General features: G+C 72.6%; 13 protein-coding genes and 1 tRNA gene. 4 read left to right on the top strand and 10 right to left on the bottom strand.

Features of this window, described 5'->3' with window-relative positions; all coding sequences use genetic code 11:
* Window positions 1-68: 68 nt before the first annotated feature.
* The 4 genes from AC6EI4_RS14985 to AC6EI4_RS14970 form a co-directional block, all read right to left on the bottom strand.
* Window positions 69-1,280: a bifunctional RNase H/acid phosphatase gene (locus tag AC6EI4_RS14985; protein ID WP_498424534.1), complete on the bottom strand. Its 1,212-nt coding sequence runs from the start codon at window positions 1,278-1,280 to the stop codon at window positions 69-71.
* Window positions 1,277-1,981 (bottom strand): zinc ribbon domain-containing protein, encoded by a 705-nt coding sequence (locus AC6EI4_RS14980; protein WP_498451936.1) that lies wholly within the window; start codon window positions 1,979-1,981, stop codon window positions 1,277-1,279. Before AC6EI4_RS14980 ends, AC6EI4_RS14985 begins: the two co-directional genes overlap by 4 nt.
* A 91-nt stretch (window positions 1,982-2,072) precedes the next feature.
* Window positions 2,073-3,206: a Nif3-like dinuclear metal center hexameric protein gene (locus tag AC6EI4_RS14975; protein WP_498451935.1), complete on the bottom strand. Its 1,134-nt coding sequence runs from the start codon at window positions 3,204-3,206 to the stop codon at window positions 2,073-2,075.
* A 20-nt stretch (window positions 3,207-3,226) separates the two neighbouring features.
* The gene (locus AC6EI4_RS14970) at window positions 3,227-4,768 is read right to left on the bottom strand and encodes an AMP-binding protein (RefSeq protein WP_498451934.1); all 1,542 of its coding nucleotides are present in this window, start codon (window positions 4,766-4,768) and stop codon (window positions 3,227-3,229) included.
* A 106-nt stretch (window positions 4,769-4,874) separates the two neighbouring features.
* Between AC6EI4_RS14970 and AC6EI4_RS14965 the strand changes: the two genes are divergently transcribed.
* Genes AC6EI4_RS14965 through AC6EI4_RS14955 form a run of 3 tightly spaced genes read left to right on the top strand, consistent with a single transcriptional unit; the run spans window position 4,875 to window position 7,361 of the window.
* Window positions 4,875-5,219 carry a hypothetical protein gene (locus AC6EI4_RS14965; RefSeq protein ID WP_498424530.1) on the top strand — a complete coding sequence of 115 codons (345 nt, stop codon included), beginning with the start codon at window positions 4,875-4,877 and terminating at the stop codon, window positions 5,217-5,219.
* A gap of 34 nt (window positions 5,220-5,253) precedes the next feature.
* Window positions 5,254-6,705: a sensor histidine kinase gene (locus tag AC6EI4_RS14960; protein WP_498451933.1), complete on the top strand. Its 1,452-nt coding sequence runs from the start codon at window positions 5,254-5,256 to the stop codon at window positions 6,703-6,705.
* Window positions 6,690-7,361, top strand: a complete 672-nt coding sequence (locus AC6EI4_RS14955) for a response regulator transcription factor (protein ID WP_498451932.1) — start codon at window positions 6,690-6,692, stop codon at window positions 7,359-7,361. The genes AC6EI4_RS14960 and AC6EI4_RS14955 overlap by 16 nt, the downstream gene beginning before the upstream one ends.
* Here the strand turns inward: AC6EI4_RS14955 and AC6EI4_RS14950 are convergent.
* The gene (locus AC6EI4_RS14950; protein WP_498424527.1) at window positions 7,351-8,226 is read right to left on the bottom strand and encodes a serine/threonine-protein kinase; all 876 of its coding nucleotides are present in this window, start codon (window positions 8,224-8,226) and stop codon (window positions 7,351-7,353) included. The two genes, AC6EI4_RS14955 and AC6EI4_RS14950, sit on opposite strands and share 11 nt — an antisense overlap.
* Window positions 8,227-8,261: 35 nt before the next feature.
* Complete coding sequence (locus tag AC6EI4_RS14945) at window positions 8,262-8,657, bottom strand: hypothetical protein (RefSeq protein WP_498424525.1); 396 nt, start codon at window positions 8,655-8,657, stop codon at window positions 8,262-8,264.
* Between the two features lie 235 nt (window positions 8,658-8,892).
* Between AC6EI4_RS14945 and AC6EI4_RS14940 the strand changes: the two genes are divergently transcribed.
* The gene (locus tag AC6EI4_RS14940; protein ID WP_498451931.1) at window positions 8,893-9,804 is read left to right on the top strand and encodes a glucose 1-dehydrogenase; all 912 of its coding nucleotides are present in this window, start codon (window positions 8,893-8,895) and stop codon (window positions 9,802-9,804) included.
* A 12-nt stretch (window positions 9,805-9,816) separates the two neighbouring features.
* Here AC6EI4_RS14940 and AC6EI4_RS14935 read toward each other — a convergent pair.
* From AC6EI4_RS14935 to AC6EI4_RS14920, 4 genes are all read right to left on the bottom strand, one after another.
* Window positions 9,817-9,888: transfer RNA gene (locus tag AC6EI4_RS14935), tRNA-Val, on the bottom strand.
* Between the two features lie 208 nt (window positions 9,889-10,096).
* Window positions 10,097-10,564, bottom strand: coding sequence for a peroxiredoxin (locus AC6EI4_RS14930; RefSeq protein ID WP_498451930.1), 468 nt, complete (start codon window positions 10,562-10,564; stop codon window positions 10,097-10,099).
* Between the two features lie 100 nt (window positions 10,565-10,664).
* Complete coding sequence (locus tag AC6EI4_RS14925) at window positions 10,665-12,272, bottom strand: AMP-binding protein (protein ID WP_498451929.1); 1,608 nt, start codon at window positions 12,270-12,272, stop codon at window positions 10,665-10,667.
* 35 nt (window positions 12,273-12,307) lie between these two features.
* Window positions 12,308-12,817, bottom strand: a complete 510-nt coding sequence (locus tag AC6EI4_RS14920; RefSeq protein WP_498451928.1) for a DUF3052 domain-containing protein — start codon at window positions 12,815-12,817, stop codon at window positions 12,308-12,310.
* Window positions 12,818-12,889 lie beyond the last annotated feature (72 nt).

Raw genomic sequence — 12,889 nt, 5'->3', positions numbered from 1 at the left:
ACGATTCCCCGGCGCGGCACGGACAAACGGGGCGCCGAGCCCTCGGCATCGGCGCCCCGCTGTGACGACTATCTCAGGGCGGGGTGGTCCGCCGGCCGAGCGTTGTACAGGCGCATCGATGCCATCGACTCGTCGCCGTCGTGCCCGCCGAGGAAGTACGACAGCACGGTGACCGACGCCGGCGAGAGCTCCATCCGGTAGACCGACTCCAGCGGTGCGCGCAGCGCGTCGGCCACCAGCGTCTTGATCGGGGTGACGTGGCTGACCACGACCACCGTCTTGCCGGCATGGCGGGTCAGCAGCCGGTGCAGCCCGGCCAGGACCCGCTTCTCGACGGTGCGGAACGACTCGCCGCCGCCGGGGGCCACGTCCATCGAGCCGAGCCAGGCGTCCAGCTCGCTCGGGTGCCGACGGGCGATCTGGGCGAAGGTCAGCCCGTCCCAGGTGCCGAACTCCATCTCCGCGAACCCCGGCTCGACCTCGACCTCGCGCGGCGCGCCCTCGTCGAGGAAGTCGGCGATGATCTGTGCGGTCTCCAGGGTGCGCCGCACCGGCGAGGAGACGATCGCGTCGATGTCCTCGACCAGCGGCGCCAGCCACTCGGCGGTGGCCCGGGCCTGGGCGCGGCCCTCGTCGCTGAGACCGGGGTTGTCGCCGCCGAGGCCTCCGGAGAACCTCTTGGCCGAGGTGTGCTCGGTGACGCCGTGGCGCACCAGCACGACCGTCGTCGGCTTGTCGCCGGTGGCGGCCCAGCCGCGTGCCGGCTGGGTGTCGGGGTCGGAGAGCTCGGGGTCGTCGAGGCCCTGGTCGGGGTCGATCCCGGCGGCGGTGATCCCGTTCCGCTTGCCGTCGAGCGCCTCGTTGGCGAGCCGGTCGGCGTGGCTGTTCTTGGCGCGCGGGATCCAGGTGTACGTCGTGCCGGGCGGCGCCAGTCGACGCGCCTGCTCGGCCAGCGGCCGCATCGAGGGGTGCTTGATCTTCCACCGCCCCGACATCTGCTCGACGACCAGCTTGGAGTCCATCCGCACCTCGACCTGCGCCCCGGCGGCGAACTGCTCGGCGAGCTTGAGCCCGGCGATCAGGCCCGAGTACTCCGCGACGTTGTTGGTCGCAACGCCCAGCGTCTCGGCGGCCTCCGCGATCACCGCACCGGTGCGGGCGTCCTTGAGCAGGGCGCCGTACGCCGAGGGACCGGGGTTGCCGCGGGAGCCGCCGTCGGCCTCGACGACGACGGCCTCGTGCGTGGGCAGTCCCGAACCCTGGCCGGAGCCAGCGCTCACAGGCCCGACTCGTCGGTGCGGACCAGGATGCGCGAGCACTCCTCGCAGCGGATCACCTCATCGGAGGGCGCCGCCTTGATCACGGCCAGCTCGGCGGCGTCCACGGTCAGCCGGCAGCCGCCGCACTGGCGGGCCCGCAGCGCCGCGGCGCCGACCCCGCCGTGCTTCTCGCGCAGCTTGTCGTAGAGCGTCACGAGGTCCTCGGGGAGGCCCTCGGCCTCGGCGGCGCGCGAGGAGCGCACGGCCTCGAGGTCCGCGTCGATCTCCCGGGTCCGCTCGTCGCGGGCCGCGGCCAGCTCGGCCAGCCGCTCGTCGATCACGGCCAGCTCACCGGTGAGGCGGTCCAGGTCGCGCTGGGCGTCCTCCAGGCGCGCCATGATCTCCAGCTCCTCGTCCTCGAGGCTGTTGATCCGGCGGTCCAGGGAGACCAGCTCGGTCTGCATCCGGGCGAGGTCCTTGGGGTTGGTGATCAGCCCCTGGTCCATCCGCTCGCTGTCGCGGCGTCGACGGGTCTTGACCAGCTCCACGTCACGGTCGGCCTTCTTCTGGTCCACGCTCAGGTCGTCGACCACGATCCGGGCGTCGCGGACCTGGTTGTCCAGCCCGGTGCGCGTCTGCTGCAGCTTCGCGATCTCGGCGATCTCGGGCAGGGTGCGGCGCTGGTGGGTCAGCCGCGCGATGCGGGCGTCGAGCTCCTGCACGTCGAGCAGCTTGAGTTGGGCGAACGGGTCGGCTTTCAGCGTCGGCTCCTCGATCAGGGGGTGGCACGGTGGTGGCGGGCGGGTCGGCGACTCACAGCCGGAACCGCCACGGGTCGGTGGGCAGGGTGCTCACGCGGGTCTCCACCGTATCCCCCGCACCGCCCTCGCCCAGCGCCGCGGCCACCCGAGCCGCCACCACCGGCAGCCAGGTCCACTCCGCGGCCCAGTGCGCCACGTCGACCAGCGCCGGCCCGCCCTTCTCGACGAACTCCGAGGCGGGGTGGTGGCGCAGGTCGCTGGTCAGGTAGACGTCCACGTCGCTGGTGGCCATCCGGTCCAGCAGGAAGTCCCCCGCGCCGCCGCAGACCGCCACCCGCCGTACGACGCGGTCGGGGTCGCCGGCGACCCGGACGCCGTGCGCGGTCTGCGGCAGGCTGGCCGCGACCCGCTCAGCGAAGCCGCGCAGGGTGGTCGGCGCGACGTCCCCGACCCGGCCGGTGCCGGTCTCGGCCAGCCCGGGGTCGGCCAGCTCGACGACGTCGTAGGCGGGCTCCTCGTAGGGGTGGGCGGCCAGCAGCGCGGTGACGACGCCGCCGCGCCGCGAGCGCGGCAGGACGGCCTCCACGCGCACCTCGTCGACGACCTCGAGCCCGCCGACGGAGCCGACGACCGGCTGGGCGCCGGGCAGCGGCCGGAAGCGGCCCTCGCCCGGCGTGCTGAACGAGCAGTGGTCGTAGTCGCCGATCGCACCCGCCCCGGCCGCGGCGAGCGCCTCACGCACCCGCTCGGCGTCGCCGCGCGGGACGTAGGTGGTGATCTTGTCGAGCGCGTCCGCGTCGGCCGCGATGATCGGGCTCAGCCCGGTCAGGCCCAGCGCGTGGGCCAGCGCCTCGGAGACTCCCCCGATCGCCTGGTCGGCGTTGGTGTGCGCGGCCAGCAGCGCGCAGCCGGCGCCGGCCAGCGTGGCCAGGGTGCGTCCCTTGGGCGTGGTGGCGGCGAACCCGTGCACGGGCTTGAGGAAGAGCGGGTGGTGGGTGACCAGCAGGTCCGCGCCCCAGTCGGCGGCCTCGTGCGCCACCTCCGGGCTGGGGTCGACGGCGAAGAGCACCTTGCGCACCGGCGCCGCCGGGTCGCCGTACACGAGGCCCACGGCGTCCCAGGACTCCGCGGTCGCGGGCGGGTACCAACCGTGCAGCAGCGAGACCAGGTCACCGAGCGTCGTCATGTTCGCAGGCTAGTGCCGGCTCAGTTGACCTGGCGCTCGCGCCCCTCCCAGTACGGCGCGCGCAGCTTGAACTTCTGCAGCTTGCCGGTGGCGGTGCGGGCCAGCTCGTCTCGGAACTCGATCGCGGTCGGGGCCTTGTAGCCGGCGGCCCGCTGCTTGCACCAGGCGATCAGGTCGGCCTCGGTCACCGCCTGCGCCTCCTCGTCGGGGGCCTTCACCACCAGCGCCATGATCGTCTCGCCCCACCGGTCGCTGGGCACCCCGATCACCGCCACCTCGGCGACGGCCGGGTGGGAGAAGAGCACGTCCTCGACCTCGATCGAGGAGACGTTCTCGCCGCCGGTGATGATCACGTCCTTCTTGCGGTCGCTGATCGTCAGGTAGCCGTCCTCGCCGAGGGTGCCGCCGTCCCCGGTGTGGAACCAGCCGTCCTCCAGCGCGCGGGCGCTCTCCTCGGGCTGCTCCCAGTAGCCCTCCAGCACGACGTTGGAGCGGGCCAGCACCTCGCCGCTGTCCGAGGTCGCCAGGCGTACGCCGAGCGCGGGCGCCCCGGCGCGGACCAGCTTGGCGGCGCGCTCCTCGGCGGTGAGCTCGTCCCACTCCGCGCGGCTGCGGTTGACGGTGAGCAGCGGCGAGGTCTCGGTGAGGCCGTAGATCTGGATGAACTCCCAACCGAGCTCCTCCTCGACGCGGGCCACGGTCTTGGTCGGCGGCGGCGCGCCGGCGACGACGATGCGGACCCGGTCGCGACCGGGGATCTCGCCCTGCCAGGTCTGCGCGGCCTCGAGGACGGCGGCGACGACGGCCGGCGCCGCGCACATGATCGTGACGCCGTGCTCGGCGACGCGGCGCAGGATCTCCGCGCCGTCGACCTTGCGCAGCACGATCTGGGGCACGCCGAGCCCGGCGGTGGCGAACGGCATCCCCCAGCCGTTGGCGTGGAACATCGGCAGGGTGTGCAGGTAGACGTCGCGGTCGCTGAGCCCCAGGTGCATCGCCATCGTGGTGGCGTTGACCCAGATGTTGCGGTGGGTGATCTGCACGCCCTTGGGGCGCGCCGTGGTGCCGGAGGTGTAGTTGATGCAGGCGGTCGCGGACTCGTCCGGCTCCCAGGGCACCGGCTCGGCGCCGGCTGGGGCGAACAGCTCCTCGTCGGAGCCCAGCACGATGCGGTGCTCGACCGGGACGACGTCGAGCTCCTCGGCGATCTCGGGGTCCACCAGCAGCACCCGGGCACCGGAGTGCCGCACGATGTAGTGCACCTCGTCGGGACGCAGCCGGAAGTTGATCGGCACCAGCACCCGCCCGGAGCCGGCCACCGCGAAGAACGAGGCGAGCATCCGCGCGCTGTTGTGCGAGGCGATGGCGACCCGCTCCCCGACCCCGATGCCCAGCTCGTCGAGCCGGGCCGCCTGACGTCGGGCCAGCGCGGCCAGCTCGCGGTAGCTGAGCGTCCCCAGCGCGGGGGCGGGCTGCTCCGGCTCGTCGAGGACCCCGGGGCGCTCGCCGTACACGGTCTCGGCGCGGTCGATGAAGTCCGTGACGCTGAACGGAACGAACATGTGCTCTCCCTCACACGCTGGCGTGGGCGTCACTGTAGCCAGCCGATGAGGGTCCTCTCATCAGGCTCTCACCACGGGCCCACGATGGGGCAGGATCGTGGGTCTGATGAGCACGCTGCTGAAGGTCCTGCTCGGGCTGCTGATCGCACTGCCGATGACGGCGTACGTGGTCGGCTCGCTCGCCGCGTCCTCGCGGGAGCATCCCAACCGGCTCGAGCCGGTGGTGATCACCGAGGCCCCTGCGTCCCCGCGCCCCCCGGCAACCACGCCGAGCCGCGCGCCCGAGCCCGAGCGCTCCCCCGGCGACGGCGGCGACGTCCGGGTGCTCACCCCGCAGCCCACCCAGCTCGACGACGACCTGGACGACGGACCGGACGAACTGGACGACGGGCCGGACGATGACCGGGACGACGACGCCGACCGTGAGGGGGACGACTCTGACGAGGACTGAGCGATCGCGGCGCGGTGTCCTGCCGCAGTTCTCGGTGCGGACCCGCCTGGTCGCCGTCATCGCGCTGCTCACCGCCACCGCCATGGCCGTGGCCGGGGTGCTGGTCTACGCCCTCGAGTCCCAGCGCATCGACCGAGCGGTCACCGAGCAGATCGAGCAGGAGGTGGCGGAGTTCCGCCAGCTGCAGACCTCGGGGAACGACCCCGCCACCGCCCAGCCGTTCCGTGAGGTCAGCCGCCTGCTCAAGGTCTTCCTGGTGCGCAACGTCCCCGACGACGACGAGATGCTGGTCGCCCACTACCGCGGCCGGGCGCGCGACGTCACCGCCAACCGCTACGGCCAGGAGATCCTGCAGAGTCCGGCCTACACCGCCGCCGTCGGGCGGATGCTCCAGGACGGAGGCACCGAGGAGATCGAGTCCTCGGAGCTGGGCGAGGTGTGGGTGACGATCGTGCCGGTCCGCAGCACCCGGGACGCGGGCGGGCTGATCATCGTCAGCTTCCTCGACGCTGAGCGGGCCGAGCTCAACCGGACCATGCAGACCTACTCCCTGGTCGCCCTGCTCGCCCTCGGCGCGGTGACGGCGCTGGCCGGCTGGCAATCGGGGCGGCTGCTCGCGCCGCTGGCCACCCTGCGCCGGACTGCCACCGAGATCACCGCAACCGACCTGTCGCGCCGCATCCCCGAGCGCGGCAACGACGACATCACCGCGCTGACCCGCACCCTCAACGACATGCTCGACCGGCTGGAGAGCGGGTTCGCCGACCAGCGCCGCTTCCTCGACGACGCCGGACACGAGTTGCGCACCCCGCTGACCGTGTTGCGCGGCCACCTGGAGCTGCTCGACGCCGACTCTCCCACCGACGTCGCCGAGACCCGCGAGCTGCTGCTCGAGGAGGTGGATCGGATGTCACGGCTGGTGGGCGACCTGATCCTGCTCGCCAAGAGCCGGCGCCCCGACTTCCTCGCTGCGCGCCCGGTCGGGCTGGGGCCGCTGACGCACACCGTGTGGGCCAAGGCCCAGGGCCTGGCCGAGCGCGACTGGCGCCTGGACGGCACCGGCGAGGGCACCGTGATCCTCGACGAGCAGCGGCTCACCCAGGCGCTGTTGCAGCTGGCTGACAACGCCGTCAAGCACACCGGTCCCGGTGACGTGGTGGCGGTCGGCTCCTCCTACGAGCCGCAGCCCGGGTCGCCGGACGTGCCGGGCACCGTCCGGCTCTGGGTGCGCGACGAGGGTCCCGGCGTCGCGGCACAGGACCGTGAGCACATCTTCGAGCGCTTCGCCCGCGGCAGCGTGTCGGTCGCCGACGAGGGCTTCGGGCTGGGGCTCTCGATCGTCTCCGCGATCGCGGCCGCGCACGGAGGCGAGGTGCACGTCGAGGACGCCGAGCCGAGCGGCTCACGGTTCGTGATCACGCTCCCCGCCCAGCCGCCCGCTGCGCGCCGTACGACATCGCAGGAGGACACATGGCCCGAATCCTGATCGTGGAGGACGAGGAGCGCATCGCGTCGTTCGTCGCCAAGGGGCTGCGCGCGGACGGTCACCGGACCACCGTCGCCGCGGACGGGCGTGAGGGGCTCGACCTGGCGCTCGGCGGGGACTTCGACCTGGTGGTGCTGGACATCGGGCTGCCGAGTCTGGACGGCTTCGCGGTGCTCGACCAGCTGCGCTCGCAGGGGTCCCGGGTCCCCGTCATCGTGCTCACCGCGCGCGACTCGGTGACCGACACCGTGTCGGCGCTCGAGGGTGGCGCCGACGACTACATGCCCAAGCCGTTCCGGTTCGCGGAGCTGCTGGCCCGGGTCCGGCTTCGGCTGCGCCAGGACGGGGCGCCGGGCGCCGGGGGTCGCGAGGAGGTGCTGACCGTCGGCGCGGTGCGCCTGGACCTGCGCACCCGTCGAGCCGTGGCGGCCGGGCGGCAGGTCGACCTCTCCGCACGGGAGTTCGCGCTCGCCGAGATCTTCATGCTCAACCCCGGCCAGGTTCTCTCCCGCGAGCAGCTGCTCGACCACGCCTGGGGCTACGACTTCGACCCCGGGTCCAACGTCGTGGACGTCTACGTGGGCTACCTGCGCCGCAAGCTCGGGGCGGGGGCGATCTCCACGGTGCGCGGGATGGGCTACCGGTTCAACGCGTGAGCCTGAACCCGGCCAGGTGGCCGCGCGGCTGGCGGGCCAGCACCGGCTCCAGGGCGTCGGCGATCTCGTGCGGCACCGGCCGGTCGGCCGGGTCCGGCTCGAGGGCGGCCGCGATGACCTTGGCGACCTCGTGCGGCACCGCGTCGGGCAGCTCGTACGGCGCGTCGCGCAGCTGCGGGAACCGTTCGGCGAGGTCCGCGGCGTCGGGCTCGCCGACGTCGAAGGGCCGGTAGCCCGCGACGGCCTCGAACAGCGTCGCCCCCAGTCCCCACACGTCGCTGGCGTGTCCCGGCCTGCCGGTGCCGGGCGGATCGCACTGCTCGGGCGCCATGTAGGCGTCGGTGCCGATGGGGCTGCGCAGTGCCTGCGCGTCCTCGACGCGACGGGCCACCGAGAGGTCGATCAGCCGCGCCGGGGCCCCCATGATCACGTTGCTCGGCTTGATGTCGAGGTGGGTGTGGCCGACGTGGCGCAGATAGTGCAGGGCGGCCGACACGTCGATGGCCAGGGGCAGGTACTGCTGGGCCTGCAGCGGCCCGAAACGCCGGATCAGCGTCGAGAGACGGGGCCCGTCGATGTGTTCGAGGACGACGTGGGGTCGCTCGCCCGCCAGCTCGTGGCGCAGGCCGCGCACGAGCACCGGGTGGCTGGCCAGGGCCAGCGACGCCACCTCACGGCGCAGCCCCCGGAGGCTGGCCTCGTCGGCGACTTGGTCGGGACGCAGCACCTTCACCACGACCGGCGAGTAGGTGATCTCGTCGAACGCCAGATAGGCCTCGTAGGCCGCTCCCCCGCCGAGCAGCCTGGCCACCGTCAGCTCGGGGGTGAGGGCGTCGCCCTCGGCCAGCCTCCAGCTCTGCGTCATCTCTCCCGACCTCCCGGTGCTCGCGTCGTACGCCGTCAGCCGCGGCCGCGGGTGTCGTTGCGCGAGCGGTCGTTGGTCCGGTTCGCCGACCAGTCGCGCTTGCGCTGGCCGGCGCCGTCGCGGGTCCAGTCCCGGGTCTTGTCGCTGCGGCTGAGGTCGCGGTTGCGGCTCACCCGGGTGAAGTTGCTGCGGGTGTTGTCCCGGGTGGACCGGCTGAACCCGCTGTCGCGATCGCGGGTGTTGGTGTGGGTGTCGGCGTTGGTGTCATCGTCGTCGTCGTCGGCGACCAGCACCAGCTCGGGGACGTCGTCCTCACGCTTGCTGAACTCGTCGCCTCCCGTCGCCGACACGGACGGGGACTGCATCGCCAGCAGCCCGACCGTCACCATCCCCGTCAGCGCGAGCACTCCGGTGGTGAGTAGCTTCCTCATCGCGATCTCCTCTCGTTGCGGCGGGCGGCCCGCCTGTGCACCTGACCCCCCAGACGCTGCCCGCCCCCCGTGAGCACACCGTGAGCCCCCGATGAGACCCCTCTCATCTCCGCGTTACATGAGGGTCCTCGGCGCCGCGGGCGGCGTTTTGTGGCTCAGCCGAACGGGTACCCGGCAGCGCCCCGTCACCGGGCGGGGTCGCAGAGCGCTCACCCCCGAGGAGCAGGAGCAGCCGATGCCCGACCAGTCCCCCGAGACCACCGACCCGCACCGCCAGCACCCGCAGCCGGACACCTCCGGCGAGCAGCTCCCGGCACCCGGCTCGTCGGGGTCGGTCACCCCCGCCATGGACAGCCAGCCCGACCACGGCGAGGACAGCTACCGGGGCACGGGCAAGCTCACCGACCGGGTCGCGCTGATCACCGGCGGCGACTCCGGGATCGGGCGCGCGGTGGCGCTGGCGTTCGCCCGTGAGGGCGCCGACGTGGTGCTGACCTACCTCCCGGGCGAGGAGGAGGACGGCCGCGCGACCGTCGCCCTGGTCGAGGAGGCCGGTCGCCGCGCGGTCGCGGTGCCCGGGGACCTCACCTCGGAGGAGTTCTGCCAGCAGCTCGTGGACCGGACCGTCGAGGAGTTCGGGCGCATCGACATCCTGGTCAACAACGCCGCCTACCAGATGTCGCAGCCCGGCGGCCTGGCCGACATCACCACCGAGCAGCTGGACCGGGTCTTCAAGACGAACCTCTACGCGATGTTCTGGCTGTGCCGGATGTCGCTGCCCCACATGAAGCGCGGCGCCTGCATCATCAACACCTCGTCGGTGCAGGCCTCCTCCCCGTCCTCGCACCTGCTCGACTACGCCACCACCAAGGCCGGCATCGCCAACTTCACCCGCGGCCTGGCGGCCAGCGTGGCCGAGGACGGGATCCGGGTGAACTCGGTGGCCCCCGGCCCGATCTGGACGCCGCTGATCCCGGCCACGATGACCGAGGAGAAGGTCGAGAGCTTCGGCGAGCAGACCCCGATGGGTCGCGTCGGCCAACCGGCCGAGGTGGCCACCGCCTTCGTGTTCCTGGCCTCGGCCGAGTCGAGCTACGTCACCGGCGAGGTGCTGGCCGTGACCGGGGGCCAGCCGGTCACCGTGTGAGGCCGGCGGGAGTGGGCGCAGAGGGGATCGAACCCCCGACCGCTGGTTTGTAAAACCAGAGCTCTACCGCTGAGCTATACGCCCGTGAAGCCCGCACAGACTAGACGAGATCGACACGTGCGGGGCAACTCGGCCGGGTCGGCCGGGACCCACGCCGGACGACCGCCGGACAAATGAGAGTCGCGCCGCTGGCGTCTCGGGTCACCAGCGGCGCGACATCAACAAGATTAGCGCGGGGTCTCGCACCCGTCAGGAATCGAGGCGGAAATCACCGGAAACCCGCCGCCTCGGTCTAGACCGCGGCGTCGTGCAGCTGCTTGAGGTGCTCGTCGAGGTCGCGGCCCTCGGGCATCGCGTTGTGCACCGACCAGGTCACCCGGCCCTCGGCGTCCACGATGTACGACGAGCGCCGGGGGCAGCCCTTGGCCTCGTCGAAGACGTCGTACGCGCGGGCCACCTCGCCGTGCGGCCAGAAGTCCGAGAGCAGCGGGAAGTTCAGCCCGTCCTGGTCGGCGAACGCCCGCAGCGAGTAGACCGAGTCGCAGGAGATGGCGAGGACCTCGGTGTCGAAGGTGAGGAACTCCGCGAGCCGGCCGCGGATGCCGGCCAGCTCACCGGAGCAGACACCGGAGAAGGCGTAGGGGTAGAAGAACAGCGCCACCGCCTTGCGCCCGCGGAACGAGGACAGCGCGACGTCCTGGCCGAACTGGTCGCGCAGCGCGAAGTCGGGGGCGATCCCGCCGAGCTCGATGCCGGTCATCGAGCGGCCCCGCTGGGTCGGCGCTGGTGGTCGGCACTCATGGCCCCATCCTCGCACCCGGGAACGCGGCGGAGCCCGTGCGGGTCCCGGCCGCCCCCGCTCACGCCTCGTGCAGCTCGCGCTTGAGCACCTTGCCCGTGGAGTTGCGGGGCAGCTCGTCGAGGAACACGATCTCGCGCGGCACCTTGTAGCGGGCGAGGTTCTCCTTCACCCAGCCCTTGAGGTCGTCCTCGCTCGCCGCATCACCACCGCGCAGCACGACGAAGGCGCGCAGCCGCTTGCCGAAGTCGGGGTCGTCGACGCCCACCGCGGCCACGTCGGCGACGTCGGGGTGGCGGGCCAGACAGTCCTCGACCTCCTTGGGGAAGACGTTCTCCCCGCCGGAGACGATCATCTCGTCGTCGCGGCCCTCCACGTAGAGCCGGCCGTCCTCGCCGAAGCGGCCGACGTCCCCGGTGGACATCAGGCCCTCGACGACCTCCTTGTGACCGCCGCCGGTGTAGCCCTCGAACAGGAAGCTGTTGCTGACGAAGATCCGCCCGGTGGTGCCCTGCTCGACCTCCTTGCCCTGCTCGTCGAGGATCCGCACGACCGTGGCGTAGGGCGGCTTGCCCGCCGAGCCCGGCGCCGCGCGCAGGTCCTCGGGGGTGGCGATGCTCGCCCAGGCGACCTCGGTGGAGCCGTAGATGTTGTAGAGGGTGTCGCCGAAGCGGTCCATCCAGGCGAGCGCCAGGTCGCCGGGCAGCGCGGAGCCCGAGGCCGCGACGACCTTGACCGCGCTCAGGTCGTGGCGGTCCAGCGCCTCCTCGGACAGCTGGAGGATCCGCTGGAGCATCACCGGGATCACCACGAAGGAGTCGCAGCGCTCCTCCTCGAGCACCTGCAGGCACCCCTCGGGGTCGAAGCGGCGCCGCAGCACCAGCGTGGATCCCAGGAGCATGGACAGGGCCATGTGGGCGAAGCCCCAGGTGTGGAAGAGCGGCGCGGCCACGTGGGTGCGCCAGCCCGCGCGCAGCGGCATCCGCGACAGCAGCGCCACCGCGGCGTCGATGCCGGCCTCGCGGCGCGGCGCCCCCTTGGGGGTGCCGGTGGTGCCGGAGGTGAGGATCACGATCCGGGCGTGGCGCTCGGGCGGGTCGAGGTCGTCGTCGGCACCGGCGCGGATCAGCGCCTCCAGGGTGGGTACGTCGCCCTGCTCGGAGTCCACCCACGCCAGGATCCGGTGCTGCGCGTCCGCCTCGGCGAGGAGCTCGGTGAACTCCTCGTCGTGGATCACCACGACCGGCTTCTCGCGGGCCAGCACGTCCACCAGCTGAGGTCCGGCGAAGGCGGTGTTGAGGTAGAGCAGGTCGGCGCCGAGCTTGGCCACCGCCACGGTCGCGTCCAGGAACCCGCGGTGGTTGCGCGCCATCAGCGCGACGCTGTCACCCTCGCCGACGCCCCGCTCGCGCAGCCCCCGCGCCAGGGCGTTGCTGCGCCGGTGCATCTCACCGAAGGTGAGCGAGCCCAGCTCGTCGACCAGGCCGACACGGTCGGAGAACCGGGCCGCGAGCGTCGTGAAGCCTCCCGCCGGTCCGGTGCCCCAGGTGAGCACGGTGCGGGCCAGCCGGCCCAGCACGAGGGGCGGGAAGGGACGGATCACGCCGGCCGAGGTGAGCACCCGGGCGCTGGTCGCGGCCGTCCCGGCCAGGTCGAGAACGCGTCGCATCAGCCTGCTTCCGGGTCGTGGGGACGTGCGGGGCGTCAGGCAGGGGTCTTGGGTGCCATCAGCCGCGTGGCCGACCAGTCCTTGCTGACCGTGGCCGTGGTGGTCTGGGCCAGTCCGGCGACCGGCGCGGCCTCGGAGATGTCCGCGGCGTCCACGGCGTCGGGGCGGCCGACCTTCGGCGTCAGCAGCCAGATCGCTCCGCCGCCCACCAGGTCGGTCAGGGCGTCGACGAGGGCGTCGACGAGGTCGCCGTCGTCCTTGCGCCACCACAGCACGACGGCGTCCACCACGTTGCCGTAGTCGCCGTCGACCATGTCGGCGTCGATGCAGTCCTCGATCGCAACGCGCAGCTCGTCGTCGCTGTCGTTGTCCCAGCCGAGCTCCTGGATGACCATGCCCGCCTTGAAGCCGAGCCTGGCGGCCGGCCCCGAGGGCGTGGACTTGTCTGCATCCTGCGAAGCCGGACCGGTCTGGCCTGCTTCTGTCTGGCCTGCATCTGTCTGGGTGGACCCGCCACCCGCGGTCGGACTCACTGACGCCTCCATCTGCTCTGCTGATCGACACGGATGCGGAACAGTGTCCCGCACTTGGTTCCCGACCAAACACCGCCCGTTCGC

Source organism: Nocardioides sp. Z43_10 (genome assembly GCF_059766615.1).
The sequence above is the reverse complement of the archived record's forward strand: the minus strand, read 5'-3'. Positions and strand labels throughout refer to the sequence as shown.